This window comes from Nocardia sp. XZ_19_231, from assembly GCF_015355705.1.
GTDB classification, from domain to species: domain Bacteria; phylum Actinomycetota; class Actinomycetes; order Mycobacteriales; family Mycobacteriaceae; genus Nocardia; species Nocardia salmonicida.
In genome coordinates this window covers 518822-545436 of the sequence record NZ_JACUZI010000002.1, presented here as the reverse complement: position 1 = coordinate 545436, position 26615 = coordinate 518822, and the positions used below count along the sequence as shown (strand labels likewise).

The following is a 26615-nucleotide window of genomic DNA, read 5'->3' as shown; positions in this document are numbered from 1 at the left end:
CGAGCTAACTGTCCGCATCGCGCGGCAGGCCGAGAATCCGTTCGGCGGCCACGGTCAACAGGATCTGCTCGGTACCACCCGCAATCGAGAGACACCGCGTAAGCAGGAATTCTTTCAGAGCATCGCTGTCCAGAGAACCTTCTGGGCCGACAAGTTCGAGCGCGTATTCCGCCAGCTCCTGCCGATGCCGGACGCCGACCAGTTTGCGGACGCCCGCCTGAGCCCCGGCGTCGACGCCTGCCATCGTCGCCACCGCAATTCGCTGTTCCAGCAATGATCCAGCAATCGAAGACGTGATCAGTGCGCCGAAGCGGTCCTCACGCAGTTCTGTTCCCCATCCGCCGACCGGGAAACGATCGAGCAGGGCTTCGAGCGCGCCGCCGATGCCGCCGCCACCCATCGCGACCCGTTCGGCCGAGAGCGTGGTGCGCGCGATCTTCCAGCCGTTGTTCAGCGCACCGACCAGGCAATCGTCGGCAACGAAGACGTCATCGAGGAAGACCTCGCTGAACTTCTCCTCGCCGGTGATCTGCACCAGCGGCCGCACCTGCACGCCCGCGGCGCGCATATCGACGAGGAAGTAGCTGATGCCGCGATGCTTGGCCGCCGACGGATCGGTACGGGCCAGGCAGATGCCCCAGTTCGCGGTGGAGCCGAGCGAGGTCCACACCTTCTGGCCGCGCAGCGCCCAGCCGCCGTCGACCTTCTCGGCGGTGGTCCGCAGGGCGGCGAGATCGGAGCCGGCGCCGGGCTCGCTGAACAGCTGACACCAGATGACCTCACCGTGCAGGGTCGGCCAGACGAAGCGTTCGATCTGCTCCTCGGTGCCGAACCGCAACAGCGTCGGCACGGCCCAGCCCGCGACAGCGAGGTCAGGTGTCGCCAGGTCGACGCGGCGCAGTTGTTCGGCGATCTGCAGGCAGGTCATCGGATCGGCGGCGCGGCCGTAGGGCCGCGGCCAATGCGGCATCACCAGGCCCGCCTCCACCAGCGCACGCGGCCGCTCCGCCGGGTCGAGGGCGGCGATGGAGGTGATCTCCGCGGCCAACTCGGTGTCGACGGTGGCGTCGCCGAGTACCCGTTCGGCGCCGGTGGTGCGGCGCTGACCGGCCCTGGTGAGCTCGGCGACGCGGGCGCGCCAGCGGGCCGAACCACCGAGAAGCTGGCGCAGCGAGCTCGCCCGGCGCAGGTAGAAGTGCGCGTCGTGTTCCCAGGTGAAGCCGATGCCGCCGAGGACCTGGATGGCGTCCTTGGCGTTGTCGACGGCGGCGTCAAGCGCCACCGACGCGGCGACAGCGGCGGCGATCGGTAGCTCGTCGCCACCTTCGTCGATCGCGGCGGCGGCGTCGGCGGCGACCGCGCGGATCAGCTCGGTGCGGCACAGCATCCAGGCGCACAGGTGTTTGATCGCCTGAAAGGTGCCGATGGGTTTGCCGAATTGTTCACGGACGCGGGCATATTCGACGGCGGTGCGCAGGCACCAGCCGGCCACACCTGCCAGTTCCGAGACCGCCAGCGCCACGAAGAGATCGGTGACATCGGCCGTCGGCGCGAAGCCGTGCTCGGCGGGGACAGCCACCTCGGCGGCGCTCACCCGCGCCAGCGGCACGGTGTGGTCACCGTGCTCCAGCGGCGTAATCGTCACTGCCGCAGCCGGAATCAGCATCCAGCGGGTGCCGTCGATCGTGTCGGCCTGCACCAGGACCTGCGTATCGGCATCGGCGCCGTAGACGAAATCCCAAGTGCCGGTGACACTCCAGCCCGCATCGGTGGCCGTCGCCTTCGCGGCCTGCTCGTCGCCGGGCATCGCGACCGCACACGGGGCGCCCTCGGCGAGCGCGCCCTCGGTGATCAGCCCGGCCAGCGCGGTGGCCAGCACCGGACCACCGACCAGGTCGTCGCCGGTCTGCTCGAGCATCACCGCGAGGTCGGCGACCGTGCCGCCGAGCCCGCCATTGTCCTCCGATAGCGCGACCTCGAACAGCCCGAACTCACCGAGCGCGGGCCAGTAGTCGCGCCAGGCACCCGCACCGCCTGCCCGCATTGTTTCAATCGGCGCGACCGTACTCGCCCAGCTCCGCAGCGACGCCGCGACGGCTTTGTGCTCGTCAGTGGTGGCGATGGTCACAAGAAGATCCGCCCTTCCGGCGTGGTTCCCACTCCTAGAACATGTTCTAATATCTGTGCTGGGCATAAGTCAAGAGCGCTACACTCGCTCCACACTTCTCGACGCGGCTCAGCCGTTGAAATTGCACTGAAGCGAAAGGGTTTCCACGATGGACAGTCCCGCACCAACGCCCACCGTGACCACGCTGTCCGAGGAAGAACTCAGCTCCAGCGCGCAGCGCGACCGGCGCAAGCGCATCCTCGACGCCACCCTCGCGCTGGCCTCCAAGGGCGGCTACGACGCCGTGCAGATGCGTGCGGTCGCCGAACGCGCCGACGTCGCCGTCGGCACCCTGTACCGCTACTTCCCGTCCAAGGTGCACCTGCTCGTTTCGGCTCTGGCCAGGGAATTCGAGATGTTCGAGGGCAAGCGAAAGCCACTACCCGGCGACGGCCCGTCCGAACGAATGCACACCCTGCTCACCCAGATCACCCGGATGATGCAGCGTGACCCACTGCTCACCGAGGCGATGACACGCGCGTTCATGTTCGCCGACGCCTCGGCCGCCGCGGAGGTCGATCGGGTCGGCAAGGTGATGGACCGGGTCTTCGCCCGCGCGATGAGCGACGGCGAACCCGACGACCGCCAGCTCGCGATCGCCCGCGTCATCTCCGATGTGTGGCTGTCGAACCTGGTGGCCTGGCTCACACGGCGAGCGTCCGCGACCGATGTCACGGAACGACTCGAGCTCACTGTCGACCTGTTGCTGGGCGATCGCGGATAACCCAGCAACCCGGCAAACCTCGCTGCCGCATCATCACAAATCGCCCATCGCTGTTGACACCCGTCGGCTGTGCGCCTTCCAGTAGGAAGATGCATAGCCGACGTCGCATATGCGAAACAGCGCATCTACCGGCCTCGCGCGCGTCGCCGGGGTCTCCGCATGCCCGGTGAGCTCGCCGGATCCGGCGTACGCCGGTAGGCCACCGGTGGGTAATTTGCCGTAAAGTCGCGAGCAAACGACCGGGGGTCGTGCGCACAACCTGCCGCGCCGCTCGCGCGGCAAAATTGACGCAGTATTGTTTTTCGCGCCCCCTGATCAACTCCTCCCATCACTAGGTTGGATGCGTGAGCGCACAGGAACTGCCCTTGGATGTCCGCCGTGCACTGGCGTCGGTTGCGCGCGTGCCACGGCTCTTGGTTGCCTCGGACTACGACGGGACTATCGCCCCGATCGTGTCCGACCCGTCGAAAGCGTTTCCCCAGCGGGAATCGGTGAGCGCGTTACGCGCGCTGGCGGGGTTGGCGAACACTACTGCGGCGGTGATTTCCGGTAGAGCGCTACGCGATCTGGCCGCGCTGTCGCGCCTGCCGGTCGAGGTACAGCTGATCGGTAGTCACGGCTCGGAGTTCGACGTCGGCTTCGTGCACGCGATCGACAACGACGCCAAAAAGCTACTGACAGAGATCAATTCCGCGTTCTCGAAGATCGCCGCCGAGAACCCGGGCGTGACCGTCGAGATGAAGCCGGCCAGCGCCGCGCTGCACGTGCGCAACGCCAGCCCCGAAATCGCTGGGCGCGCACTGACTTCCGCGCGCCAAGGCCCCGCCCGCTGGGTGGGCGTGCAGGTGACCGAGGGCAAGGCGGTGATCGAGCTCGCGGTGATTCCGACCGACAAGGGCACCGCGCTCGACACCATCCGCCATCAGGAAAGCGCTTCTGCCGCAGTGTTCTTCGGCGACGACGTGACCGACGAGAAGGCGTTCCGCGTGCTGTCGGGGCCCGACGTCGGCATCAAGGTCGGCGAGGGCGAGAGCATCGCCAAGCTGCACGTGGACTCCACCGAGGACGTGGCGCGCGCGCTGGCGTTCCTGGTCGAGGAGCGGCGCACCTGGCTGGCCGGGGCGAGCGCCCCTCGGATCGAGCGACTGAGCATGCTGGCCAGCCCGCGCTCGGTCGCGCTGCTCACCCCCGACGCGACGGTCACCTGGTTCTGCCATCCCGAGCCGGATTCGGCGGCGGTGTTCGCCCACCTGCTCGGCGGCGCGGCGGCCGGGCACTTCACGGTGGCGCCGGAGCGGCCGAGCCTGCCGCTGTCGCAGCGGTATGTGGACGGCACGATGACAGTCGAAACACGGTGGGCCAGTCTGCAAGTGGCCGACTATCTGCCCCACGATGTGGCGCCCAACCGCACAGACCTGACCCGCGTGATCTCCGGCGCGGCGAAGGCCGTGGTCACCTTCGCGCCGCAGCCGGAGTTCGGGCAGGTGCCGGTGCGCATGGAAGCCGTACGCAACGGACTCGTCGTCAGCGGCACCAATGATCCGATGGTGCTGCGCTCCCCCGGTGTCGAGTGGGAAATCCTGTCCGACGGCACCAACGAACAGGCACGCGCGGTGGTCGACCCGTCCGTCGCGCCGGTGGTGCTCGAATTGCGATGCGGCACCGCCGATCTCGCGCCTTCGATGACGCCGGAGCCGCAGCGCCGCCAGCTCGCCGAGCAGTACTGGTCGCAGTGGGCGGCAGGGTTGCAGCTGCCACCGCTCAAGCCGGATCTGATGAAGCGCTCGGCGCTGACACTGCGCGGACTGGTGCATCGCCCATCGGGATCTATCCTCGCCGCGGCGACCACCTCGCTGCCAGAGGACATCGGCGGCGTGCGCAACTGGGACTACCGCTACTGCTGGCTGCGTGACGCGTCGCTCACCGCGCAGGCACTGGTGACACTCGGCTCACTGACCGAGGCCGAGGAATTCCTCGGTTGGGTGCACAAGGTGCTCGACACCCTGCCGGGGCCGGAGCGCCTGCACCCGCTGTACACGATCTACGGCGAGACCCTGCCGCCCGAAGCCGTGATCGACCTGCTGCCCGGTTACGCCGGTTCACGGCCGGTGCGGGTGGGCAACGCGGCCAACATGCAGGTGCAGCTCGACGTGTTCGGGCCGATCGTCGACCTGATCACCTCGATGGCGCACGAACGCGAGCGTCAGGGCATCACCGCCCCGGCCAAGGCGCTGCCGGATGCCGACTGGGAACTGGTGCACGCGATGGTGTCGGCGGTGCAGCGTCGCTGGACCGAACCCGACCACGGCATCTGGGAGATCCGCGGCAATCCCCGCCACCACGTGTACTCCAAGGTGATGGGCTGGCTCACGATCGACCGGGCTCTCACCCTGGCGGAGCGCTTCGATCGTGGGGCCGATCCCGACTGGGCGACGTTGCGCGACACGATCGCCGACGAGGTGCGGGCGAAGGGCTGGAACGACGAGGTCCAGTCCTACACCGCGGCCTACGACGGCACCGATCTGGACGCGGCCACCCTGCACATCGGCCTGAGCGGCCTGATCGACCCCGCCGACCCGCGCTTCGCCGCGACGGTGGTGGCCACCGAGGCCGAGCTGCGCAGTGGCGCCACGGTGTACCGCTACCACCACGACGACGGACTGCCCGGCGGCGAGGGCGGCTTCCACCTGTGCGCCGCCTGGCTGGTGGAGGCCTACCTGCTGATCGGCAGGCGCTCCGACGCCGAGGCGCTCTTCGCACAGCTGGTCGCGGCGGCAGGCCCCACCGGCCTGCTCAGCGAGGAATACGATCCGGTTGCCGAGCGTTCCCTCGGTAATCATCCCCAGGCTTACAGCCACCTCGGCTTGCTGCGCTGCGCCCAACTCCTGAGCCAGCCCGTCAACGCCCTGGTCTGACAACGCTCGACAAAGCCGGGTTCGAATCTCGAGCCCGGCTTTTCGATGCGGTTCGTACTGGGGTTTCGTAGCTGCTAATCTAAAACGGTAACGATTTCCATTATGATCTAGTGCTTGTACGCCAGGAGTGCCGCGTGAACCTTCGATTCGCCCGCTTGTTTGCCGGTCTCACGGCAGGAGTGGCGGCCGTGGTCGTCCTCAGCGCCTGCGGCACCAGCTCCACCGATTCCGATACCCCCCAGATCGTCGCCTCCACCAATGTGTGGGGTTCCGTCGCGACCGCCGTCGCCGGGCCGGACGCGCAGGTGACCTCGATCATCAGCGATCCCGCCGCCGACCCGCACTCGTTCGAGACCTCGGCCACCGATACCGCCAAGATCAGCGACGCGGATCTGGTGGTGTTCAACGGCGGGCACTACGACGAGTTCATCGAGAAGGCCATCTCGGGCAAGGACAAGCGGACCGTCGAGGCCTTCGAACAGCGCGCGAACAAGGGCGACGACAACGAGCACGTCTGGTACGACGTGAGCACCGTCGCCGCCGTCGCCGACCGGATCGCCGCCGAGCTCGGCCAGGTCGACGCCGCGCACGCGAGCGCCTACGCCGAACGCGCGGTGGCCTTCAAGAATCAGCTGATCGGCGTCAGCACCATCACCGGCACCATCGCCACCCAGACGCCGAACGCGCCGGTCGCCCAGTCCGAGCCCCTCGCGCACTACCTGTTGCAGGCCGCGACCGCGCAGGACAAGACCCCGCGTGAATTCCAGGAAGCGATCGAGCAGGAGACCGACCCGGCCCCGGCCGCCGTCGCCGCCACTCGCGACCTGATCACCGCCAAGCAGGTCAAGGCGCTGATCTACAACACCCAGACCGAGGACAAGATCACCCAGGACCTGCGGGCCACCGCGCAGTCCGCGGGCATCGCCGTTGTCGAGGTCACCGAAACCCTGCCCGCCGGAATGGATTACATCCAGTGGCAGACCGCCAACGCCAAGGCGCTCGCCGCGGCCCTGCGCTGAGGACGCCCATGACCGAGGCCACCGCACTGTCGGAAACCACCACCGCGCCCGATGTCGACGCCACCGACGCGGCGATCCGTCTGCGCGCGGCGACCATGGCCTTCGGCGACCGCACTCTCTGGCACGACCTCGACCTCGACGTGCGCCCGGGTGAATTCATCGCCGTCCTCGGACCCAACGGCTCCGGCAAGACCTCGCTGCTGCGGGTGCTGCTCGGCACCCTCGCCTTGAGCTCGGGCAACGCGCAGATCGCGGGACGCCGGGCCGGGGTCGGCAATCCGGGCATCGGCTACATCCCGCAGCAGAAGACCATCGACGCCGGGGTACAGCTGCGCGGGATCGATCTGGTGGGACTCGGCGTGGACGGGCACCGGTGGGGGCTCGGCTGGCGTGATCGACGCAGCAGGGCCGAGAAGGTCGACAGCGCCATTGCCGCGGTGGGTGCCGGGTCGTTCGCGCACGCGCCGCTGGAGACGCTGTCCGGTGGCGAACAGCAGCGGTTGCGGGTCGCGCAGGCGCTGGTCGGCGATCCGTCGGTGCTGCTGTGTGACGAACCGCTCCTGAGTCTGGATATGGCGAATCAGCGGCTGGTGGCCGAGTTGGTCGACAAGCGTCGCCGCGAACACGACACGGCGGTGCTGTTCGTCACCCACGAGATCAATCCGATCCTGCCGCTGGTGGACCGGGTGCTGTATCTGGTCGACGGCGGCTTCCGGATCGGTACGCCCGATGAGGTGATGACATCGGAAACGCTGTCGGAGTTGTACGGCACCGAGGTCGAGGTGCTGCGGGTGCGCGGACGCCTGGTCGTGGTCGGAACCGGTGACGACATGGACGCGCTGGGCGGGACGGCCTGATGGACAAGCTCACCAAGGTGTTCGAGCAGATGTTCAATTTCGGCACCACCGCGAATCTGCTCGGCTACGACTTCGTGCAGCAGGCACTGTTGGCCAGTGCCCTGCTGGGGTTGCTGGCGGGGTTGATCGGGCCGCTGATCGTCGCCAGGCAGATGTCGTTCGCGGTACACGGGACCAGCGAGCTGTCGCTGACCGGCGCGTCGGCGGCGCTGCTCGTCGGGGTCGGGGTCGGATTCGGCGCGATCGCCGGTTCGGTCGTCGCGGCCGTGCTGTTCGGATGGCTGGGTTCTCGTGCGCGCGAACGTGATTCGGTGATCGCGGTGGTCTTGTCGTTCGGGCTCGGGCTGTCGGTGTTGTTCCTGTGGCTCGCGCCGGAGCGGGCCGGGTCGAAGTTCTCCCTGCTCACCGGGCAGGTGGCCGGGGTCGGCTACGACGGGCTCGCGCTGCTGGTCACATGTACCGCGGGCGTGCTCGCCGTGCTGGCTGTGGTGTATCGGCCGTTGTTGTTCGCCAGTTCCGATCCCGAGGTCGCGATCGCGCGTGGCGTGCCGGTGCGGGCGCTGTCGGTGGTGTTCGCGGTGCTGCTCGGGATCACCGCCGCGTTCGGCGTGCAGATCGTCGGCGCGCTGCTGGTGCTCGCGTTGCTGATCACCCCGGCCGCGGCCGCCGCGCAGGTGACCTCGAGCCCGATGCGGGCGACCGTGCTTTCGGTGATCTTCGCCGAAGTCGCCGCCGTGGGCGGGCTGTTGCTGTCGCTGGCGCCCGGAGTTCCGGTGTCGACCTTCGTCACGGCGATCTCGTTCAGCATCTACCTGGTGTGCCGGTTCGTCGGACATCGCAATCGGCAACTCGTACCCGCGCGCTGAACCGATAGAACACAATCGATTCATGATCGATTTCTCAGTGCCGGACGATCTCGCTGCCCTTCGTGACCGAGCCCGGAACTTCGTCGTCGAGCAGATCGTGCCGTTCGAGCGCGATCCCCGCCTCACCGCGCACGGCCCTACCGACGAATTGCGGGCCGAACTCGTGGAGCTGGCTCGCGCCGAGAAGCTGCTGACCGTGCAGGCACCGGTGGAATACGGCGGCCTGGGGCTCAGCCACATCGAGCAGGCGCTGGTGTACGAGGCGGCGGGGTGGTCCACGCTCGGGCCGGTCGCCATGAACTGCGCCGCGCCCGACGAGGGAAACATGTTTCTGCTCGGCAAGATCGCCGATCCGGAGCAGATCGACCAATATCTGATGCCGGTGATCCGAGGCGAACAGCGTTCAGTTTTCGCGATGACCGAGCCCGGTGGGGCAGGCTCGGATCCCGGACAGCTCAGCACCGAGGCGGTGTTCGACGGCGAGAATTTCGTGATCAACGGTCTCAAGTGGTTGATCACCGGGGCCGACGGCGCCAAGACCTGGATCATCATGGCGCTGCTCGCCGAGAACCCGCACCTGCCCGCGGGGCCGACACTGTTCATCACCGAGGGTGACGCGCCGGGCATCGTGATCGAGCGGATCATGAACACGATGGACCGCAACTACGTGGGCGGGCACGCGGTGGTGCGGTTCGACAACCTCACGCTGCCGCCGACGGCTGTGCTCGGTCGCACCGGACAGGCCCTGCGGTACGCGCAATTGCGACTCGCGCCCGCCCGGCTCACGCACTGTATGCGCTGGCTCGGCGCGGCCGCTCGCGCCCAGTCCATCGCGCTGGACTACGCGCGCACCCGCACCGCCTTCGGTAAGCCGATCGGCGAACACGAGGGCGTGTCGTTCATGCTCGCCGACAACGAGGTGGCGCTGCACCAGTGCAGGCTGACCATCTGGCACGCCTGCTGGCTGATGGATCAGGGGCAGCAGGCCAGGCACGAATCGTCGATGGCCAAGTCGTATGTGTCCGAGGAACTGTTCAAGGTCACCGATCGCTGCGTGCAGGTGCTCGGCGGGATCGGGATCAGCGATGAGACGGTCGTGGAGATGTTGTTCCGGGATATGCGCGCGTTCCGTCTCTACGACGGGCCGACGGAAGTGCACAAGTATGCGATCGGCAGACACTTGCTGGCCGGTCGCTAGTACGATTCGGTCCCATGAGTTCGGAATTGCTCGTCGATGTCGAAGGCGGCGTCGCCTTGTTGACGCTCAACCGACCTGCCAAGCAGAACGCCGTCACCCCCACGATGGTGGCCGAGCTGAGCGCCGCGCTACGTCGCTGCGATATCGAGGACGCGATCCGCGCCGTCGTCATCACCGGAACCCCACCGGCCTTCTGCGCGGGCGCGGATCTGGCGGCGCGCGGCGGCGACGTGAGCGCGACCCTCGATCCGCCGCCCTGGCAGGTGCGTAAGCCGGTGATCGCCGCGGTGAACGGGCACGCGGTCGGCATCGGCCTGGCCCTGGCGCTGCAGTGCGACCTGCGGTATTTCGCTCGCGACGCCGTCTACGGGCTGAACCAGGTGCGGCGCGGGGTGCTCGCCGACGGATTCGCGCACTGGACGGTGCCGCGGCTGGCCGGGCTGGCCAACGCCGCCGACATCATGCTCACCGGGCGCACGTTCGACGGTGACGAAGCCAAGTCGCTCGGCTTGGGCAATGCCTCGCTGCCCGCCGACGAGGTACTGACGACGGCGATGGCGGTGGCCCACGACATCGCCACCGGGACCGCTCCCCTACCGGTCGCGCTCACCAAGCGACTGATCTGGGAGAGCCTCGGCATGACCCCGACCGTGGTCGGGCAGCTCGAATCCGAGCTCAACGCGAAGGTTGCCAAGAGTGTCGACGGTGGCGAGGCGATGGTGGCGTTCAAGGAGCGGCGCCCACCGAACTGGACCGGCAGTGTCAACGACGAATGGCCGGCCTGGGGCGCTCCCGGCGAGCGCCCGAGCCTGGACTGAACTCAGAAGTTCCCGTTGCAGGAACCGGCCAGATACAGCAGTGCGAACATCAGCATGAGGATCGTGCCGATGATGCCCGCGATGTAGCCGATCACCACCTGTGACCGGCCACTGAGCCCACCGTAGGACGCGTCGATCTCGTTGAGTGCCCGCTTGCCGAGCACCCACGCGATCGGCCCGAAGATCCCACAGCAGAACGGGCTGAGCAGCCCGAGCACAAGGATCATGTTGGCCTGCGGGTGCTCGACCGTTTCGCCGATCGGCTGATTAGGGATCGCCACAGCACGAATTGTACGGTGACAGAGCAGTTTTGCCCGCCAACCGCGCGGACTCAGCCCAGACGGCGCTGCCGGGCGATGTCGGCGAGTACGACGCCCGCAGCCACCGAGGCGTTGAGCGACTCGACCGGGCCCGCCATCGGGATGCTCAGGATCGAGTCACAGTTCTCCCGCACCAGACGCGACAGGCCCTTGCCCTCCGAACCCACGACCACGACCGTCGGGACGCTGCCGTCGAAGTTGTCGAGGGTGGTGTCGCCGTCGGCGTCGAGGCCGATCACCTGGATGCCCTGCGAAGCCCAATCCTTCAGTGTGCGAGTCAGATTGGTGGCCTTGGCGACGGGAAGGCGGGCAGCCGCACCCGCACTGGTACGCCACGCCACGGCGGTGACGCTGGCACTGCGACGCTGCGGGATCACCACGCCTTGACCGCCGAACGCGGCCACCGAGCGGATGACGGCGCCGAGGTTGCGCGGGTCGGTGATGTTGTCGAGCGCGACCAGCAGGGCGGGCTCGGCGGTGGACTTCACCCGGTCCATCAGATCGTCGGGGTGGGCGTAGCGGTACGGCGGCACCTGCAGGGCCACGCCCTGGTGCATTCCGTTGGCGCTGAGCCGATCCAGATCGGTGCGCGGCACCTCGAGGATGGAGATGCCCATATCGGCGGCGCGCTGCACGCTCTCCGAGAGCCGGTCGTCGTTCTCGGTGCCGACGGCCACGAACAGGGCGGTCGCGGGCACCTCGGCGCGCAGACACTCGAGCACAGGGTTGCGGCCGAGCACCAACTCGGGACCCTCGTCGGACTTGCGGCCGACGCGCGGCACACCGGACTTACCGGTCGGACGGCCCTGTGCCGCATTGGCTTTGGCCTTGGCCGCTGCTCTGGCCCGCTTGGCGGCGGGGTGCTTGGTGCGCTCGACGGCGGGCGGGGTAGCGCCCCTGCCCTCCAGCCCGCGGCGATGCTTGCCACCGGAACCGGCGACCTGCCCCTTCTTGGTGCCGCCCTTGCGTACAGCTCCGCGTCGCTGTGAATTGCCTGCCATCAGTTCGCCTTTCCGCTCGATGCGCCCAGCGACCATTCCGGCCCCTGCGGGGTATCGGTTACCTCGATACCCGCGGCGATGAGCCGATCCCGTGCGGCATCGGCTTCTGCCCAGTTCTTGTCGGCCCGCGCGTTCGCCCGGCGATCCAGCTCCGTGCGGACGAGCACGTCGAGCGCGTCGATCGCCGCCGAATTGTCGGCGGGGGTGTACCACTGTTCGTCGAGCGGGTCGACGCCGAGAATTCCCAGCATCGCCCGCACCTGACCGGCCAGTTCGACCGCGGTCTCGACCGCACCCGCTTCCAGCGCGCGATTGCCCTCGTGCACCACGTGGTGAATTTCGGCGAGCGCCTTCGGGACTGCCAGATCGTCATCGATCGCGGCGGCGAATCCGTCGGTCCATTTTCCGATCGGCACCTCGCCCGCTCGGTCCAGCACTCGCTGCACGAAGGCTTCGATGCGCTGATACGAGGCGACCGCGTCGTCGAGTGCCTTGTCGGAGTATTCGAGCATCGAGCGGTAATGCGCGCTGCCCAAGTAGAAACGCAATTCTACCGGGCGCACCCGGGTGAGAACATTCGGCACCGAGAGCACGTTGCCGAGTGACTTCGACATTTTCTCTCCGCCCATCGTCACCCAGCCGTTGTGCAGCCAGTAACGCGCGAAACCGTCGCCTGCCGCTTTGGACTGGGCGATCTCGTTCTCGTGGTGCGGGAAAATCAAATCCATTCCACCGCAGTGGATATCGAATTCCGGGCCGAGATAGAACTCGGCCATCGCCGAGCATTCCAGGTGCCAGCCGGGGCGACCGGGACCCCAGGGCGACGGCCAGCTCGGCTCGCCCGGCTTGGCGGCCTTCCACAGCGTGAAGTCGCGAGGATCACGTTTGCAGCGGGTCGGAGTTTCGCCCTGGTGCACGTCGTCGAGGCGGTGGCCGGACAGCTCGCCGTAATTCGGCCAGCTCATCACGTCGAAATACACATCGCCGTCGGCGGCGTAGGCGTGACCGCGCTCGATCAGGCGCTGCATCAGGTCGACCATCTGGGTGATGTGACCGGTGGCGCGCGGTTCGGCCGAGGGCGGCAGGACCCCGAGGGTTTCGTAGGCGGAGTCGAAAGCGCGCTCGTGCGTCGCGGCCCATTCCCACCACGGCCTGCCCGCTTCGGCGGCCTTGTTCAAGATCTTGTCGTCGATATCGGTGACATTGCGGATGAACCGCACGTCGTAGTCGTGCGCGAGCAGCCAGCGACGCAGCACGTCGAAGGCGACGCCACTGCGCACATGACCGATATGGGGTTGCCCCTGCACGGTGGCCCCACACAGATACACCGAGGCACGGCCGGGGACCAGCGGGGTGAATTCCCGCATGGTTCGCGTGTCGGTGTCAAAAAGGCGCAAGGTCACGGCATTCGATCCTAGTCGGTGGGATTGTGGTGGGGTTGACCGGCCGGTTCGTGGCGCCGTGGTGAACGGAACGGCTGATCGAATCGGCGAAAAGCGATGCGCGGAAGGAAAGGTTCAGTGGCCCGTTGGGGCTACGAACATGCCGCGATCAGACAGGTGGCGATGGCGGCGATACCTTCGCCGCGACCGGTGAGACCGAGACCGTCGGTCGTGGTGCCGGACACCGAAACGGGGGCGTCGAGAAGTTCGCCGAGTACTTTTTGCGCCTCGGCGCGGCGCGGGCCGATCTTCGGGCGATTACCGATCACCTGCACCGCGGCGTTTACGACCTCGAAGCCTTCTTCGGCCAGCAGCCTGCGGACCTCGGTGAGCATGGCGGCGCCGGTGACGCCTGCCCATTCGGGGCGGCCGACGCCGAAGACAGCGCCCACGTCACCCAGGCCGGCGGCGGAGAGCAGGGCATCGCAGAGGGCGTGGGCAGCGACGTCGCCGTCGGAGTGGCCTGCGCAACCGTCGGCGTCGGGGAACAGCAGACCGGCCATCCAGCAGGGGCGTCCCGGCTCGATGGGGTGCACGTCGCTCCCGATTCCGACTCTCATCGGGCAACCGTCTGCTCGACGGCCGGGGACCGGCTGCCGTCGGCGAGAAGCGCCTCGGCGAGGCGTAGGTCGAGGGGGGTGGTGATCTTGAACGCCAGCGGGTCACCGGACACGGTGTGCACGGCGACACCGAGGCGTTCGACCAGGCCCGCGTCGTCGGTGGCGCCGACGTCGGTGGCGTAGGCGCGGCGAAGCAGGTCGGCGGCGAAGCCCTGGGGAGTTTGGATGGCGCGCAGGTGGGCACGATCGGGGGTCCCGGTGACGATGCCTGCGTCGTCGACCGATTTCACGGTGTCGACAACGGGCAACGCGGGAACCACAGCCTGGCTGCCTGCCTGTAGCTCGGCGGCCACTCGCGCGATCAGCTCCGGTGGTGTGAGCGCGCGCGCGGCATCGTGCACGAGGTAGAACGCGGCGTCGGGTGCGGCGGCGATGCCCGCGCGCACCGAATCGGTGCGCTCGGCGCCGCCCACGACCACCTGCACCGGCACAGGGGGCATCGAGCCGCCGGTCAGCGAGGTGGTGGTGGACAGCAACGTGGATGCGGCCTCGACCAGTTCGGCGGGTACGACCACGACGACCCGGTGCACCGCACCGGACGCGATCAGACCGTCGACGGCCAACCGGACCATAGGTGTGCCGCCGACCGGAACGAACGCCTTCGGGGTGGGTTCACCCAGGCGCACGCCACGACCGGCGGCAGGGACCAGCGCTACGACAGGTCGCACTTGTTGTTTATTTCTAGGAAGCCGCGGCGAGGACCTCGTCGAGCAGCGATTCAGCCTTGCCGTCGTCGGTGCCCTCGGCGAGCGCGAGCTCACCGACGAGAATCTGACGAGCCTTGGCAAGCATTCGCTTCTCACCGGCGGACAAGCCGCGGTCCTGCTCACGACGCCACAGGTCACGAACCACTTCGGCAACCTTGTTCACATCGCCGGAGGCGAGTTTCTCGAGGTTGGCCTTGTAACGGCGGGACCAGTTGGTCGGCTCCTCCGTGTGTGGCGCGCGCAGCACCTGGAAGACGCGGTCGAGACCTTCTTGGCCGACGACGTCACGGACGCCGACGTATTCAGCGTTCTCTGCGGGAACCCGAACGGTCAGGTCGCCTTGCGCAACCTTCAGGACCAGATACTCTTTCTGCACACCCTTGATGGTGCGGGTCTCGATTGCTTCGATCAGCGCCGCTCCGTGGTGGGGGTAAACGACGGTGTCTCCGACCTTAAAAATCATGTGTCCCGTGCCCCTTTCGATGTTCACAGTTTAACATGCGACTCGATAACGGCGCGATCAACTGTGCAGGTCAGGGCCACAACGAGGCCATCGCAGGGGTTGACATTGCAGAATTGATGTGCATTGTGTTGCGCCAGAACGGGTTAACTACCAGCATAGCGACCGGTTATCGCGCGTCGGCAACCCGGCATCGATCCGGCAAACCCACTCGGGACACCGAACTGTTACTTCCGCACCCGCGCGTCGCGAGCCCGAACGTCACCCGCGCGGAGTGAACTACTACGCTGCCTAGTTACTACCCTCCGATCCCCGCGTGGACCGGAGTAGCCCGGTCGACATGGAGGACAAACCGTGACTGCCCTGAAAGCTGTGACCGCCCAGTCGGCGCGACGTCGCATGGTGACGGTTGCCGCGCTCGCCGCTGCCGCGGGCATCGCCCTGACCGGCTGCAGTGCCGGCCAGATCACCCAGACCTCGACGCAGGAAGCCGCCATCAACGGCAACCACGCCGATGTCGGCGAGATCGCTCTGCGCAATGTGCACATCGTGTACCCGGCGGCGGCCGCCGAGCACGACAAGGGCGGCAAGGCAATGATCTCTCTGTCGATCATCAACAACAGCGAGATCATCACCGATGAGCTGACCAGCGTGAGTACCGACCTGGGCTCGATCAAGATCACCGGTCCCAATGCCGACCCCAAGTTCGTGCTGAAGCCGCAGCAGACCGTGTTCGTGGGGACGGGCGAGACCAAGCCCGCCGCGGCCGACGATCACCACGGCACCACCTCGGCAGCGCCGACCACCACCTCGGCCACGCCGACCGGTGCCGCCGCGGGCGTTGATCTCCCCTCGAACGACCCGGTGAAGGCCCCGGCCACGATCGAGATCACCGGCCTGACCAAGGACATCGTCCCCGGCCTGACCTACAACGTCACCTTCAACTTCAAGGACGCGGGCACCGTGCAGGTGTCGGTCCCGGTCGACGCCGCCGCGGTCGCGCGCATCGAGAACGAGAAGTCCGGCCCCGCGCCCGAGGGTGCGGGCGGTCACTGAGACCCGCAGTAGGGAAGAGCCGTCGCGAACTTCGCGGCGGCTCTTCTCTTTGTGTCGGTCTCGGTCCGTAGGGTGCGCGTGTGGCCAAGACCAAAGCAGTCTTCCGGTGCTCCGCGTGCACGCACGAGGTGTCCAAATGGGTGGGTAAGTGCCCTGATTGCGGCGCCTGGGGAACGGTGAACGAGGTGGCCGTTTCGGCGTCCGCCGCGGCGCCGGGCCGCCGGGCGATGCTGCCGAGTACGGCGGCGGCGCCGTTGTCGCAGATCGACTCCAAGGTCACGCAGGCACGGTCGACGGGGGTGAGTGAGCTCGATCGGGTACTCGGGGGCGGTGTGGTGCCGGGCTCGGTGGTGCTGCTGTCGGGCGAGCCGGGGGTCGGCAAGTCGACGCTGTTGCTCGAGGTCGCGTTCCGGTGGGCGGCGGCGCGCGAGGAGACCGCGCTGTACGTGACCGCCGAGGAGTCGGCCGGGCAGGTGCGCCTGCGGGCCGATCGGACCGGCGCGGTGCACGATCGGGTGTATCTGGCGGCCGAATCGGATCTGTCGATCGTGCTCGGGCATGTGGAGCAGGTGCGGCCGACGCTGCTGGTGGTGGACTCGGTGCAGACCATGCTGGCGCCGGAGGTGGACGGTGTGATCGGCGGCGTCACCCAGGTACGCGCGGTCACCGCGGCACTCACCTCGCTGGCCAAGGCGACCGGAATCGCGGTGCTGCTGGTCGGCCACGTCACCAAGGACGGGAACGTGGCGGGCCCGCGCACCCTCGAGCACCTGGTGGACGTGGTGTTGCAGTTCGAGGGCGACAAGAATTCGTCGCTGCGGATGGTTCGCGGCATCAAGAACCGCTTCGGCAGCGCCGACGAGGTCGGCTGTTTCGAACTGCACGACGACGGCATCGCCTGCGTCGACGATCCCTCCGGGCTGTTCCTGCACCATCGCACCGACACTGTCCCGGGAACCGCGGTGACCGTCGCGATGGACGGCAAACGACCACTGGTGGCCGAGGTGCAGGGGCTCACCGTGAAGACCGAGATCCCGCAGCCTCGCCGGGCCGTGAGCGGCCTGGACTACAACCGCGTCGCCATGGTGCTCGCGGTGCTGCAGAGCCGAGGGCGGGTCTTCCTCGGCAAGCACGATGTGTACGCCGCGACCGTCGGCGGCATGCGCTTGCTCGAGCCGACCGCCGATCTGGCCATCGCCTTGGCCATCGCGTCCGCCGAGGCCGATATCGCCCTGCCCGCGGGCTGGGTGATTCTCGGCGAGGTCGGACTGGCGGGTGAGGTTCGCAAGGTCACCGGGCTCGGCAGGCGCCTGGCCGAAGCCGAGCGCTTGGGGTTCACCACCGCTCTCGTCCCGCCCGGTTCGGAGAAAACCAAGACCGGCACGATGCGTATCCACGAGGTCGGGGACCTGCGCTCGGCACTGCGATTGGCCGAACTCCGCAAATCCCGCGCACCCCGCGAAGTCGTGGCAGTGGAATAACTCCGGCAACCGCCCGAATCAGCACCGATCATCTATTTCCGCGCCAATGTCCATTGACGGGCTGACCGATCCTGCGAACACTGCAAATCGACCCAACTCGAACATGTGACCCATAGCGCACCCGCACAATGCCCCCGGCATGCGGGAACGCGGCGTCAGGAGGCGAGGTTGAAGGGCTCCGCGGCACTGCGAACGGCGCCCAACTGGGCGACGACCATGTACGCGCCCGCGGGCACCTGCAGTCGGTCGCCCGCGCACTGCGGCTGCGAGGTGGTTCCGAACCAGGTGCCCTTGTACGAGAGCTGTTCACCGGCCTTGAGCGTCTTCATCTCCGCCGGGTCGTCCTGGTTGCAGTCGTTGCTCGCCCAGAGCCTGCGCTGCCCGTCGAGGGTGTACACGAGGAACTGCGGGCCCGCGCCGAGGTCGCGCGCGCAGGCCGCGGACGAGATGTTGGTGATGACGGTGCCGAACGCGGGCTGGTCGCCCACCCGGTAGGTCGGCTGGCCGACCGTCACCTTCAGCGCCAGCGACTGATCCGAGCACGGCTGTGCCGCGGGCTGGTCGGCGGCGGAGGCCGTCGCGCTCGGCGTGGCCGATGCACTGCTCGGTGGGCTCGACGCGCTACTCGGCGTCGAACTGGTCGCGGACGCGCTCGCGCTCGACTCCGCCGACGTAGTGGTACTCGCTGCCGCACTGCCGGCACCGGACGAGTCCCCACCACGCGCGACCATGGTGACGAGCCAGATCACGATCGCGAGCGCGACGACGATGACGCCGATCGCGAGTGCACGGCGGCGCCAGTAGATCTCCGGTGAGAGCGGTCCATTCGGTTCCAGCACACCTCAAAGGTAAGCGCAGCGCGCGGGGGCGCGCTCGATGACCTCGGCGTGTCGGGAGCCGAACCGGGCGTGAGTCCCCGGCTCAGACCACCTCGCCGATATTGCCGACGGTGCGCCGCAGGTGCACACGCCCGTCTTCGAGCTTGTAGGTGACGCTGGCGATAGCGAGCTGACCAGTGGCAACGCGCTGGGAGATGATCATCGACCGCTGCATCAGCAGCTTGCTGGTCTCCACCACGTGACGCGCTTCGAGGTCGTCGAGCGAAGTGAGCCCTTCGCGTCGCCCGACCAGGATCGACGGCGTCACCCGCTCGACCACGCTGCGGATGAACCCACCGGGCACTTCGCCGCCGTCGAGTGCGTCGATGGTGGCCTTCACCGCGCCGCAGCTGTCGTGGCCGAGGACCACGATCAGGGGCACATTGAGCACCTCGACGCCGTATTCGATCGAGCCGAGCACCGAACTGTCAACGACGTGGCCCGCTGTGCGCACCACGAACATGTCGCCGAGACCCTGATCGAAGATCAGTTCGGCGGCGACGCGGGAATCACCGCAGCCGAACAGGATCGCGTGAGGGTTTTGGCCCTTGACGAGTTTGGCTCGGTCTGCGGCGCCCTGGCTAGGATGCTGCAGGGTGTCGTTGACGAAACGCTCATTGCCTTCGCGCAACGACTTCCAGGCGCTTATCGGATTGGAACCAGGCATACCGACCATTGTGCACAGGCACCTGGTTACCAGCGAGTCCGCCACGTTACGCGGCGGCAAAGAGAGACTGGCTCAGAGGAAACGGGAACGGTGAGCATCGACGCGGAAGCCCTGCTCGATTGGTTCGGCGAGACGGCGCGCGCGCTGCCGTGGCGCGAGCCGGACGCGACCGCATGGCACATCCTGATGAGCGAGATCATGCTGCAGCAGACGCCGGTGGTGCGCGTGGAGCCGATCTGGCGCGAGTGGGTGGCGCGCTGGCCGGTGCCGTCGGCGATGGCGGCGTCGACGCAAGCCGAGATACTGCGGGCCTGGGGCAAGTTGGGGTATCCGCGACGGGCGCTGCGGTTGCACGAGTGCGCGCGGGTGTTGGCGACCGAACACGGCGACGTGGTTCCCGCCGACGTCGACGTGCTGCTGAGCCTGCCCGGGATCGGCGCGTACACCGCCCGTGCGGTGGCCTGTTTCGCCTACGGACAGCGAGTCCCCGTGGTGGACACCAACGTTCGACGCGTAGTCGCGCGCGCGGTGCACGGCCGCGAGCCGGGAAACCCGTCCTCGCGCGATCTCGCGGAGACCGAAGCCCTGCTGCCCGTCCCGGTGCCGCGCGCCGCGACCTTCTCGGCGGCCCTGATGGAACTGGGCGCCCTGGTCTGCACGGCCCGCAATCCCGACTGCGCCCGCTGCCCGCTGCCCAGCTGTGCGTGGGTCGAGGCGGGCAGACCCGCCGCCGCGGTGGCACGCAAGGTGCAGAAGTACGAGGGCACCGACCGTCAGGCTCGTGGACGGCTGCTCGATGTACTGCGCGACGCATCGGGCCCGGTCGAGCGGATCCGCCTCGACCTGGCCTGGACCCGAGATCCGGGTCAGCGCGCGCGGGCGTTGGATTCGTTGCTGGTCGACGGGCTGATCGAGCAGACCGATGACGGACTGTTCGCACTGGCGGGCGAGGGCAGCGCCGCCGGATAACGCGGGATCTCGGCGCGTGGCGAGGCCGACCGGCTCACCGCGTGACGCGTTGCAGGAACCGGCCGACGTGTTCGCGATAGACCTCGGGTTGTTCGTCGTGCACCAGGTGCCCTGCCGCCGCGATGCGCACATACTCCGCATCGGGATGCACCTCGGTCATCGTGCGCATCTGCCCCGGCGGGGTGATGGTGTGCTCGCCTTCGATGAGCAGCGCGGGCACCCGCAGCGACTTCCATTCCGTCCAGAAGTCGCGCGTACCCCACTCTTCGGAGATCGCGCGGAAGGTGTCCACCTCGCCGTGTAGGCGGTAGCCGTCGGGCGCCGCGGTGAACGCGCGAAGGAAATAGGTGCCCGCGACCGGGCCGAAGTAGTCGAGCACCGCCTGTTCGTCGGCGAACGGTTGCGGCCACGAGTGGATCAGCTCGGCCCAGTGGGCGGCGGTGCGGCCGGTGAAATCGGGGGCGATGTCCTCGACGACGATCGCGCGCACCCGCTCGGGATAGGTCGCCGCGAAGACCCACCCGTGGATCGCGCCCATCGAATGCCCGACGATCACCATCGGTTCGGTGATCGCGGCGGTGAGCTCGGCCAGGTCGGCCACGAACGCCTCCGTGGTGAGCTCGGCCGGTGTCGGCCGCCCGTGCCCGGCGGCGTCGACGGCATAGACGTGCCCGTAACCGCGCAACCACGGCACCTGGTCGGCCCAGGTCCGCGCACTCCCCATCAGCCCGTGCAACAGCAGGATCGGGGTGCCGGACCCACCTTCGTCGTTCAACACACCCCGATACTGCCCCAGCCCCGCCACGTGGCGGGGCCAGCCGCAATAATCACCACCATGGCTGTTGTGAAGATCAATGCGATCGAGGTTCCCGAGGGCGCAGGCCCCGAGTTGGAGAAGCGGTTCGCCGCGCGTGCGGGTGCGGTGGAGAACTCCCCCGGATTCCTCGGCTTCCAGTTGCTGCGCCCCGTCGCCGGTGACAACCGGTATTTCGTGGTGACGCAATGGGATTCGGAGGAATCGTTCGCCACGTGGCGTGACGGTCCGGCCCGTGCGGCGCACGCCGGGAACGGTGGCGACGGCGAGCGCCCCAAGCCGGTGTCGACGGGTGCCTCGCTGCTCGAGTTCGAGGTCGTCCTCGACATTCCCGCGAAGGGCTGACAGCGGCGTTTCCGCTGGACATGCGGTTGCGCGTATTGACGTGGACGGCTCGCGGCTGTCACAGTTCGAGGGAACATCCGCGAGGGTGCGCGGTAATTCCGGTGTGAATCCGGAGCGGTCGCGCCACTGTATCCAAGTACCGGGTCCCCGGTGCCGGAGAGCCAGACACCGGCACCTTCGCACCACGCTTCAACCGTGGGACGCGTATCCCTGAAGGAGGACCCGAATGGCAATCGTTCATTCCCCCAGCCGATCTACCGGCCTCGACACCCTCGCAACCGTGCTCGTCACGGTCGGCGTCGTCCTGCTTGCACTGCTCGCCCTGTACCTGGTCGGTTTCGACCAGGGGGCCGTCTCGCGTAGCGGGATGTTCCTGCACGAGCTGATGCACGACGGACGACACCTGCTGGGCGTTCCGTGCCACTGATCGGATCACTCAAGACCCTGCTGTTGCGCGGCCTGCTGGCCGGCCTGATCGCCGGCCTGCTGGCCGCGACAGTGGGCTACTTCGTCGGCGAGCCCCAGGTGGACGCCGCGATCGCCATCGAAGAAGCCGCGGCCGCTCCGGCCGAGCACGGCCACGAAGCCGCGCAGCCGCAGGGCCATTACCACGGCGACGAGGACGAACCGCTGGTCAGTCGGTCGGGCCAGAAGGCGGGACAGTTTCTCGCGCTCGGTTTGGCAGGCATGGCGTTCGGCGCGTTGTTCGCGTCGGCGGTGAATGTGGCACGCCGGTTCACGACACTGTCCGGGCCCCACTTGTCGCTGACCGCAGCGGTTCTCGCGTGGGCGGCGATCGTCGCGGTGCCGTTCTTCAAGTATCCGGCCAACCCGCCCGCGGTGGGTGATCCGGACACCATCAACGACCGCACCTGGCTGTGGGTCGCGGCCGTCGTCCTCGGTCTGCTGGCTGTCGCGGCAGCCGTCGCGGCCTACCGCGCGGTCGCCGCGTCGGACACGCTCCAGCTCATCGCCGGAGTGGGCGCGTTCGTCGTGGTCACCACGGTCGGCTACGTGCTGCTGCCCGGCGTGAACGAGGTGGCCGACGACTTCCCCGCCACTCTGCTGTGGAATTTCCGGGTGGCCTCGCTGGCCCAAACCACCACGCTGTGGGTGAGTTTGGGGCTGGCGTTCGCCGCACTCACGGAATTCGCTTCGCGGCGTAGCACTCCGGTAGTGGACAAGGTTCCTACCGCAGGGTGATCCTCGCGAGCAGCTGAGAACGGCAGTGTCGGTGTCATGACCGGCACTGCCTTTCTTGTCTCCACTCGCCCCCGCGCCGTGAATGTCGCGTTCGGCGGAATCGTCACCGCTCTCGCCGCGGGTGTCGCCGAAGGACTGTTGCGCGCCGTGCGTGGTGGCGACGAGTTCGGCGCCACCGCCGCGGGTCTACTACCCCGGCTCGCCATCTACCTGGCTGTCGCCGGGGTCGCGCTGTACATGCTCAACGGCAGTCGGGTGGCCCGCGCTCTGCTGACCGTCGGCATCGGCGTGGTCGGCCTGGTCTCGCTGATCATCGAGCCGCTGGCGGTCGTGTTGTCCACCGACGACTACACGACACTGTTCGACGGCATGTCCCCCAATTCGGCCGTGCTGGCGGGCTGCCGAACCGTTCACATCCTGGCCGTCGTCATCGCGATTCCGGCCATGTACACCCCCGCCGCGCACCGCTGGTTCACCCGGCACTGAAGACTGACGTGATCGTGCGATCGGTCGCGGCCGATCGCACGATCACGGCGGAGCTGATCAGCCCAGGGCGGCGTCGAGCTCGATCTCGGCCACACCGGCGAGCGCCTTGCTGACCGGGCACCCGTTCTTGGCCGCGAGGGCGGCCGCGGCGAACCCGTCGGCGTCCACGCCCGACGCGCGTCCGCGCACGGTGAGCTTGATCTTGCTGATCCGGAAACCACCGGCCGGGTCGGGTGCGAGGGTCACGTCCGCGTTGACGTCGAGGCTTTCCGGCGTCCCGCCCGCATTGGCGATCTCCGCCGACAGCGCCATCGAGTAGCACGACGAGTGCGCCGCCCCGATCAGCTCCTCCGGGCTGGTGCCCTCGGCCGTGTCGGCGGTGCGGCGCGGGAAGCTCACATCGAACTTGCCCACACCCGAGCTGACCAGTTCGACCTGCCCGGACCCGTCCTGGAGTCCGCCTGACCAGAGTGTGCGCGCGCTACGAGTCGGCATTGCGATCCCTTCGATTCGGAGGTGTTGCGTTCGGTGTCGAACCTACGCGAGCCGAACAGCGCTCAGCCGACGATCGGCCCGGTATGCCGGTCAGACGGTGGCGCTGGTGATTTCGTCGAGCCGCTCGAGTTTGTCCGGCCAGACCTGCTGGTGCAGATCCCGGATCGCCGCGGTGGGGAAACCGGAGTGGCGCAGGCGCAGGCGGATGCCGCGTGGTTGTTTGAGGAATTCGGCGGCGACCACCGTTTCGACGCCGTCGGTGGCGGCGGTGACCCAGGTGAACTCGATGCGCCGGTTCGGCTCGAGCAGCAGGATGCGGCCGTAATGGGGGTTGCGTTTCTCGGGCGAGCCGGTGTCGAAGTAGAGGGGCTCGTTGACGGCGGGGCGCATCAGCACCGATCCGGGAACGGCCAGCCACAGATCCATGCCTTGGGTCCAGGCCGCGTAGAGCAGGCTGGGCTGGGCTTTCATCACGCGCTCGACCGTGAGCTCGTGTGGCCGCGTGGACAGGTCCGGGGGGCGAACTGGCTGGTCCATCAGCCGACCTTACCGGTCATGACCGGCCGATCCTCGCATCGGGTGTGCGACAGCGTTACTCAGGATTCGTCACGCGCGCGAGCACGATGCCCCCGTGGATCAGCGACAGCGTCGGCGCGCGGCCCGCGCTGAGCGGATCCTTGTGCACGAGCACACCGAGACCGATCGCGCCGAGCACCCCGATGCCGCCCAGCGCCTGCTGGGTGCCTGATCGAGAACCACTGACGGCAGCTACATGTCGGACCCGAGCAGTACCGTCCGACGGGTGACGAGCACCCCCGAAGACAACGCCAAATTCTGGAATCTGATCGCGTCGGCCTGGGCGGCCACCGGTACCGAACCGGCCGCCGCTCTGCGATCGACGGAAGGTGACCTCCAGAGTCGCCTCGACGCGTTCCTCACCCAGTTGAGCGCCCTGTCAACAGATTTCACCAGCGAGGAACTGACCGTCCTCGACCGCGTCGCCGAACGCGCGCTCTACGACATCGACCGCGCCGATATCCAGGCGATCACCGACGGCTCCGACGACGGCTTCCTCTACGCCCGCGGATTCATCGTGGCCATGGGCCGCGACTACTACGACGCCGTCAACGCCGACCCAGCGGCCGCGACCACCGACGCCGAATGCGAAAAGATGTGCTACTTCTTCGCGCATCTCCACAATGAGCGCTTCGGCGGATTTCCCAAGACCGGCTCGGGCATCTCCCGCGAGACGGCCTCGAACCCGGCCGGCTGGTCCTGACCCGATATGAGGCCGAAGCGTAGGTAGTTGACGGATCGCGGCGGGTCAGGTGAGATCGCGGCGATTCATCAACCAGATCGTGCCGCCCGCGAAGGCCATCACGTAGGCGGCGAGAAGGGCGAAGGATTCGCCGCGGGTGAGGATGTCGAGAACACCCGGGTTGGCTGGACCCTCCACGGTGCGCATCGCGCCGGCCAGCGAGCCCGCGGCGGTGCCCGGAAGCAGGTTGGTGACGGCTTCGATCGGGCCGAAGATGCCCGCCACCCCGCGCAGGAGGTTCTCCACCACCAGGACCCAGACCAGGCCGAGGCCGACGGCCAGGGCGGGGCCGCGGGCAATGGCGCCGATGAGGGTGCCTGCGAGGGTCCACATGCCGAGAATGGCGGTACCGGTGAGGATTCCGATCAGCGCGTTATCGAGCGAAGGCATGGTGATCGGCTGGGACTCGCTTGCCGCGATCACGGTGGCGATGCCGAGGTCGACGGCGAAGGCGACCAGGACGAGGGCGAGGACCACCGCAAGCAGGGACAACAGCAGTCCCGCTACCGCCGCGGCTCGGCTCGGCCCCTGGGTGAACACGGTTTTCCAGGTGCCCCAGCCGTATCCGCTGCCGACGGCGAGGGCGCCGAGGATCAGCACCAGCGCGCCGCCGAACATCGACATGCCCTGCGTGAACACCTCGGGGACGGCGGCGGGCATGAGTTGGCCGAGGAGAACGTCGCGTGGGAGACCGTCCGACATCGCGCCGCTTTCGCCGGAGGTGTAGGCGAGGTAGTTGAACAGGTAGGCGAAGGTCAGATTGAGCAGAATCCAGGTGCCGAGGACGATCCAGAAGGCGGGCCAGCGGCCGAGACGCACCGCTTCCGCACGCACGCTCGCGGGGAGATCCCTTGTCATGGTGTTCATTTCGCTACCTCCACAGCCGTCATCTCGAAGAACACTTCTTCCAGGGATTTCTCGTCCACCCGCAGTTCGAGCAGGTCCGCGCCCGCCGAGACGACAGCGCGCGCCACCTCCGGCGCCATCGCGGCGCTCGTTTCGACCCTGATCCCGTCGGCACCCGCTCGTGCGGGCGCGTCGGTGACCGCGCGTACCGCGTCGAGCGCCACGTCCACAGGCTCGGCGCGCAGCAGAAGTGTTGCGGTGCCGCGCAATTCAGACACCGTGGATTCCGCGAGCAAGCGACCACCGGAGATCACGCCGACGCGGTCGCAGATCTCCTGCACCTCGGTGAGCTGGTGGCTCGACAGCAGCACGGTGTGTCCGTCGGCCGCGAGATCGGTGATGAGCGTGCGCATTTCGGCCAAGCCCGCTGGGTCGAGGCCGTTGGTCGGTTCGTCGAGGATCAGCAGATCCGGGTCGCCGAGCATGGCCGCGCCGACCCCGAGGCGCTGCTTCATACCGAGCGAATAGGTGCGGAAACGGTCGCCCGCCCGGTCGGCCAGGCCAACCCGCTCCAGCGCCGTCTCGACCTCGGCAGTGCCGTGGCCACGATAGCGGGCCAGTACCCGCAGGTTGTCGCGGCCGGAGAGGAAGGGGTAGAAGCCGGGGCCCTCGATGAGGACGCCGATTCTGCGCAGCACCTCCGGGTCGCCCGGCATGCGGCCCTGGACGGTCGCGGTGCCCGCGCTGGGCCGGATGAGGCCGGCCAGCATGCGCAACGTGGTGGTTTTGCCCGCGCCGTTGGGGCCGAGGAATCCGTAGATCTCCCCGGCCGCGACCCGCATGCTCACCGCGTTCACCGCGAGGTGCTCGCCATAGCGTTTGGTCAACTCGTTGGTGACCACGATCGATTCGTTCATGGGAATCAGAATCCGCGTTCGAGGGG

General features: G+C 67.9%; 29 protein-coding genes. 15 read left to right on the top strand and 14 right to left on the bottom strand.

From position 1 onward, the window contains the following. Positions 1–4: 4 nt before the first annotated feature. Positions 5–2128, bottom strand: a complete 2124-nt coding sequence (locus IBJ82_RS09760) for an acyl-CoA dehydrogenase (RefSeq protein ID WP_194825609.1) — start codon at positions 2126–2128, stop codon at positions 5–7. A 148-nt stretch (positions 2129–2276) separates the two neighbouring features. Here IBJ82_RS09760 and kstR point away from each other — a divergent pair, with 148 nt between their 5' ends. The 7 genes from kstR (at position 2277) to IBJ82_RS09725 (ending at position 10564) form a co-directional block, all read left to right on the top strand. Continuing rightward, a complete protein-coding gene (kstR, locus tag IBJ82_RS09755) occupies positions 2277–2891 on the top strand; it encodes a cholesterol catabolism transcriptional regulator KstR (RefSeq protein ID WP_056818959.1) in 615 nt (204 codons plus the stop codon). A 344-nt stretch (positions 2892–3235) separates the two neighbouring features. Next, the gene (gene otsB, locus IBJ82_RS09750; protein WP_194825608.1) at positions 3236–5806 is read left to right on the top strand and encodes a trehalose-phosphatase; all 2571 of its coding nucleotides are present in this window, start codon (positions 3236–3238) and stop codon (positions 5804–5806) included. Between the two features lie 134 nt (positions 5807–5940). After that, positions 5941–6825, top strand: coding sequence for a metal ABC transporter solute-binding protein, Zn/Mn family (locus IBJ82_RS09745; protein WP_370585245.1), 885 nt, complete (start codon positions 5941–5943; stop codon positions 6823–6825). Between the two features lie 8 nt (positions 6826–6833). Beyond that, positions 6834–7682 (top strand): metal ABC transporter ATP-binding protein, encoded by an 849-nt coding sequence (locus IBJ82_RS09740; protein ID WP_194825607.1) that lies wholly within the window; start codon positions 6834–6836, stop codon positions 7680–7682. Beyond that, positions 7682–8548 (top strand): metal ABC transporter permease, encoded by an 867-nt coding sequence (locus tag IBJ82_RS09735; RefSeq protein ID WP_174551977.1) that lies wholly within the window; start codon positions 7682–7684, stop codon positions 8546–8548. The genes IBJ82_RS09740 and IBJ82_RS09735 overlap by 1 nt, the downstream gene beginning before the upstream one ends. Before the next feature lie 22 nt (positions 8549–8570). Then, complete coding sequence (locus IBJ82_RS09730; RefSeq protein WP_194825606.1) at positions 8571–9746, top strand: acyl-CoA dehydrogenase family protein; 1176 nt, start codon at positions 8571–8573, stop codon at positions 9744–9746. A 14-nt stretch (positions 9747–9760) separates the two neighbouring features. Further along, positions 9761–10564, top strand: coding sequence for an enoyl-CoA hydratase/isomerase family protein (locus IBJ82_RS09725; protein WP_194825605.1), 804 nt, complete (start codon positions 9761–9763; stop codon positions 10562–10564). A gap of 2 nt (positions 10565–10566) precedes the next feature. Here the strand turns inward: IBJ82_RS09725 and IBJ82_RS09720 are convergent, their stop codons facing one another. The 6 genes from IBJ82_RS09720 to carD form a co-directional block, all read right to left on the bottom strand. Beyond that, the gene (locus IBJ82_RS09720) at positions 10567–10845 is read right to left on the bottom strand and encodes a DUF4190 domain-containing protein (RefSeq protein WP_062982906.1); all 279 of its coding nucleotides are present in this window, start codon (positions 10843–10845) and stop codon (positions 10567–10569) included. A 50-nt stretch (positions 10846–10895) separates the two neighbouring features. Further along, positions 10896–11885, bottom strand: a complete 990-nt coding sequence (rlmB, locus tag IBJ82_RS09715; RefSeq protein WP_194825604.1) for a 23S rRNA (guanosine(2251)-2'-O)-methyltransferase RlmB — start codon at positions 11883–11885, stop codon at positions 10896–10898. Continuing rightward, on the bottom strand, positions 11885–13288 hold the full coding sequence (gene cysS, locus IBJ82_RS09710) for a cysteine--tRNA ligase (RefSeq protein WP_194825603.1): 1404 nt from the start codon (positions 13286–13288) through the stop codon (positions 11885–11887). Before cysS ends, rlmB begins: the two co-directional genes overlap by 1 nt. 131 nt (positions 13289–13419) lie before the next feature. Beyond that, positions 13420–13887 (bottom strand): 2-C-methyl-D-erythritol 2,4-cyclodiphosphate synthase, encoded by a 468-nt coding sequence (ispF, locus tag IBJ82_RS09705; protein ID WP_194825602.1) that lies wholly within the window; start codon positions 13885–13887, stop codon positions 13420–13422. Beyond that, positions 13884–14615, bottom strand: a complete 732-nt coding sequence (gene ispD, locus IBJ82_RS09700; RefSeq protein ID WP_194825601.1) for a 2-C-methyl-D-erythritol 4-phosphate cytidylyltransferase — start codon at positions 14613–14615, stop codon at positions 13884–13886. Before ispD ends, ispF begins: the two co-directional genes overlap by 4 nt. A gap of 13 nt (positions 14616–14628) precedes the next feature. Next, positions 14629–15117: an RNA polymerase-binding transcription factor CarD gene (gene carD, locus IBJ82_RS09695; RefSeq protein WP_019044685.1), complete on the bottom strand. Its 489-nt coding sequence runs from the start codon at positions 15115–15117 to the stop codon at positions 14629–14631. A 351-nt stretch (positions 15118–15468) separates the two neighbouring features. Between carD and IBJ82_RS09690 the strand changes: the two genes are divergently transcribed. Then, positions 15469–16170 carry a hypothetical protein gene (locus tag IBJ82_RS09690; RefSeq protein WP_370585244.1) on the top strand — a complete coding sequence of 234 codons (702 nt, stop codon included), beginning with the start codon at positions 15469–15471 and terminating at the stop codon, positions 16168–16170. A gap of 80 nt (positions 16171–16250) precedes the next feature. Beyond that, on the top strand, positions 16251–17651 hold the full coding sequence (gene radA, locus IBJ82_RS09685; RefSeq protein WP_062982912.1) for a DNA repair protein RadA: 1401 nt from the start codon (positions 16251–16253) through the stop codon (positions 17649–17651). 155 nt (positions 17652–17806) lie between these two features. On the opposite strand, the gene IBJ82_RS09680 is transcribed toward radA, so the two are convergent. Both IBJ82_RS09680 and IBJ82_RS09675 read right to left on the bottom strand, forming a co-directional pair. Beyond that, entirely contained in the window at positions 17807–18490 is a 684-nt protein-coding gene (locus IBJ82_RS09680; RefSeq protein ID WP_194825600.1) for a hypothetical protein, read from the bottom strand. A gap of 82 nt (positions 18491–18572) precedes the next feature. Then, complete coding sequence (locus tag IBJ82_RS09675; RefSeq protein WP_194825599.1) at positions 18573–19196, bottom strand: carbonic anhydrase; 624 nt, start codon at positions 19194–19196, stop codon at positions 18573–18575. Between the two features lie 90 nt (positions 19197–19286). On the opposite strand from IBJ82_RS09675, the gene IBJ82_RS09670 reads away from it, so the two are divergent. Next, positions 19287–20165, top strand: coding sequence for an A/G-specific adenine glycosylase (locus IBJ82_RS09670; RefSeq protein WP_194825598.1), 879 nt, complete (start codon positions 19287–19289; stop codon positions 20163–20165). Between the two features lie 34 nt (positions 20166–20199). Here IBJ82_RS09670 and IBJ82_RS09665 read toward each other — a convergent pair whose 3' ends face one another. Then, positions 20200–20943: an alpha/beta fold hydrolase gene (locus tag IBJ82_RS09665; protein ID WP_194825597.1), complete on the bottom strand. Its 744-nt coding sequence runs from the start codon at positions 20941–20943 to the stop codon at positions 20200–20202. A gap of 57 nt (positions 20944–21000) precedes the next feature. Between IBJ82_RS09665 and IBJ82_RS09660 the strand changes: the two genes are divergently transcribed. The 4 genes from IBJ82_RS09660 to IBJ82_RS09645 all read left to right on the top strand — a co-directional run bounded on the left by IBJ82_RS09660 (position 21001) and on the right by IBJ82_RS09645 (position 23013). Continuing rightward, the gene (locus IBJ82_RS09660) at positions 21001–21324 is read left to right on the top strand and encodes an antibiotic biosynthesis monooxygenase (RefSeq protein WP_194825596.1); all 324 of its coding nucleotides are present in this window, start codon (positions 21001–21003) and stop codon (positions 21322–21324) included. A 226-nt stretch (positions 21325–21550) separates the two neighbouring features. Next, positions 21551–21751, top strand: coding sequence for a CbtB-domain containing protein (locus IBJ82_RS09655; RefSeq protein WP_056818985.1), 201 nt, complete (start codon positions 21551–21553; stop codon positions 21749–21751). Beyond that, a complete protein-coding gene (locus IBJ82_RS09650) occupies positions 21742–22527 on the top strand; it encodes a CbtA family protein (RefSeq protein WP_194825595.1) in 786 nt (261 codons plus the stop codon). The genes IBJ82_RS09655 and IBJ82_RS09650 overlap by 10 nt, the downstream gene beginning before the upstream one ends. A 36-nt stretch (positions 22528–22563) precedes the next feature. Next, a complete protein-coding gene (locus IBJ82_RS09645; RefSeq protein WP_194825594.1) occupies positions 22564–23013 on the top strand; it encodes a hypothetical protein in 450 nt (149 codons plus the stop codon). A 57-nt stretch (positions 23014–23070) separates the two neighbouring features. On the opposite strand, the gene IBJ82_RS09640 is transcribed toward IBJ82_RS09645, so the two are convergent. Beyond that, positions 23071–23508 carry an OsmC family peroxiredoxin gene (locus IBJ82_RS09640; protein ID WP_194825593.1) on the bottom strand — a complete coding sequence of 146 codons (438 nt, stop codon included), beginning with the start codon at positions 23506–23508 and terminating at the stop codon, positions 23071–23073. A gap of 90 nt (positions 23509–23598) precedes the next feature. Then, positions 23599–24045 carry an SRPBCC domain-containing protein gene (locus IBJ82_RS09635; protein ID WP_228536822.1) on the bottom strand — a complete coding sequence of 149 codons (447 nt, stop codon included), beginning with the start codon at positions 24043–24045 and terminating at the stop codon, positions 23599–23601. Positions 24046–24310: 265 nt separating this feature from the next. Between IBJ82_RS09635 and IBJ82_RS09630 the strand changes: the two genes are divergently transcribed. After that, a complete protein-coding gene (locus IBJ82_RS09630; RefSeq protein WP_370585243.1) occupies positions 24311–24787 on the top strand; it encodes a DUF4240 domain-containing protein in 477 nt (158 codons plus the stop codon). Between the two features lie 45 nt (positions 24788–24832). On the opposite strand, the gene IBJ82_RS09625 is transcribed toward IBJ82_RS09630, so the two are convergent. Continuing rightward, positions 24833–25693 (bottom strand): ABC transporter permease, encoded by an 861-nt coding sequence (locus IBJ82_RS09625; protein ID WP_370585242.1) that lies wholly within the window; start codon positions 25691–25693, stop codon positions 24833–24835. Then, positions 25690–26589: an ABC transporter ATP-binding protein gene (locus tag IBJ82_RS09620; protein ID WP_194825591.1), complete on the bottom strand. Its 900-nt coding sequence runs from the start codon at positions 26587–26589 to the stop codon at positions 25690–25692. The genes IBJ82_RS09625 and IBJ82_RS09620 overlap by 4 nt, the downstream gene beginning before the upstream one ends. Positions 26590–26615: the final 26 nt, after the last annotated feature.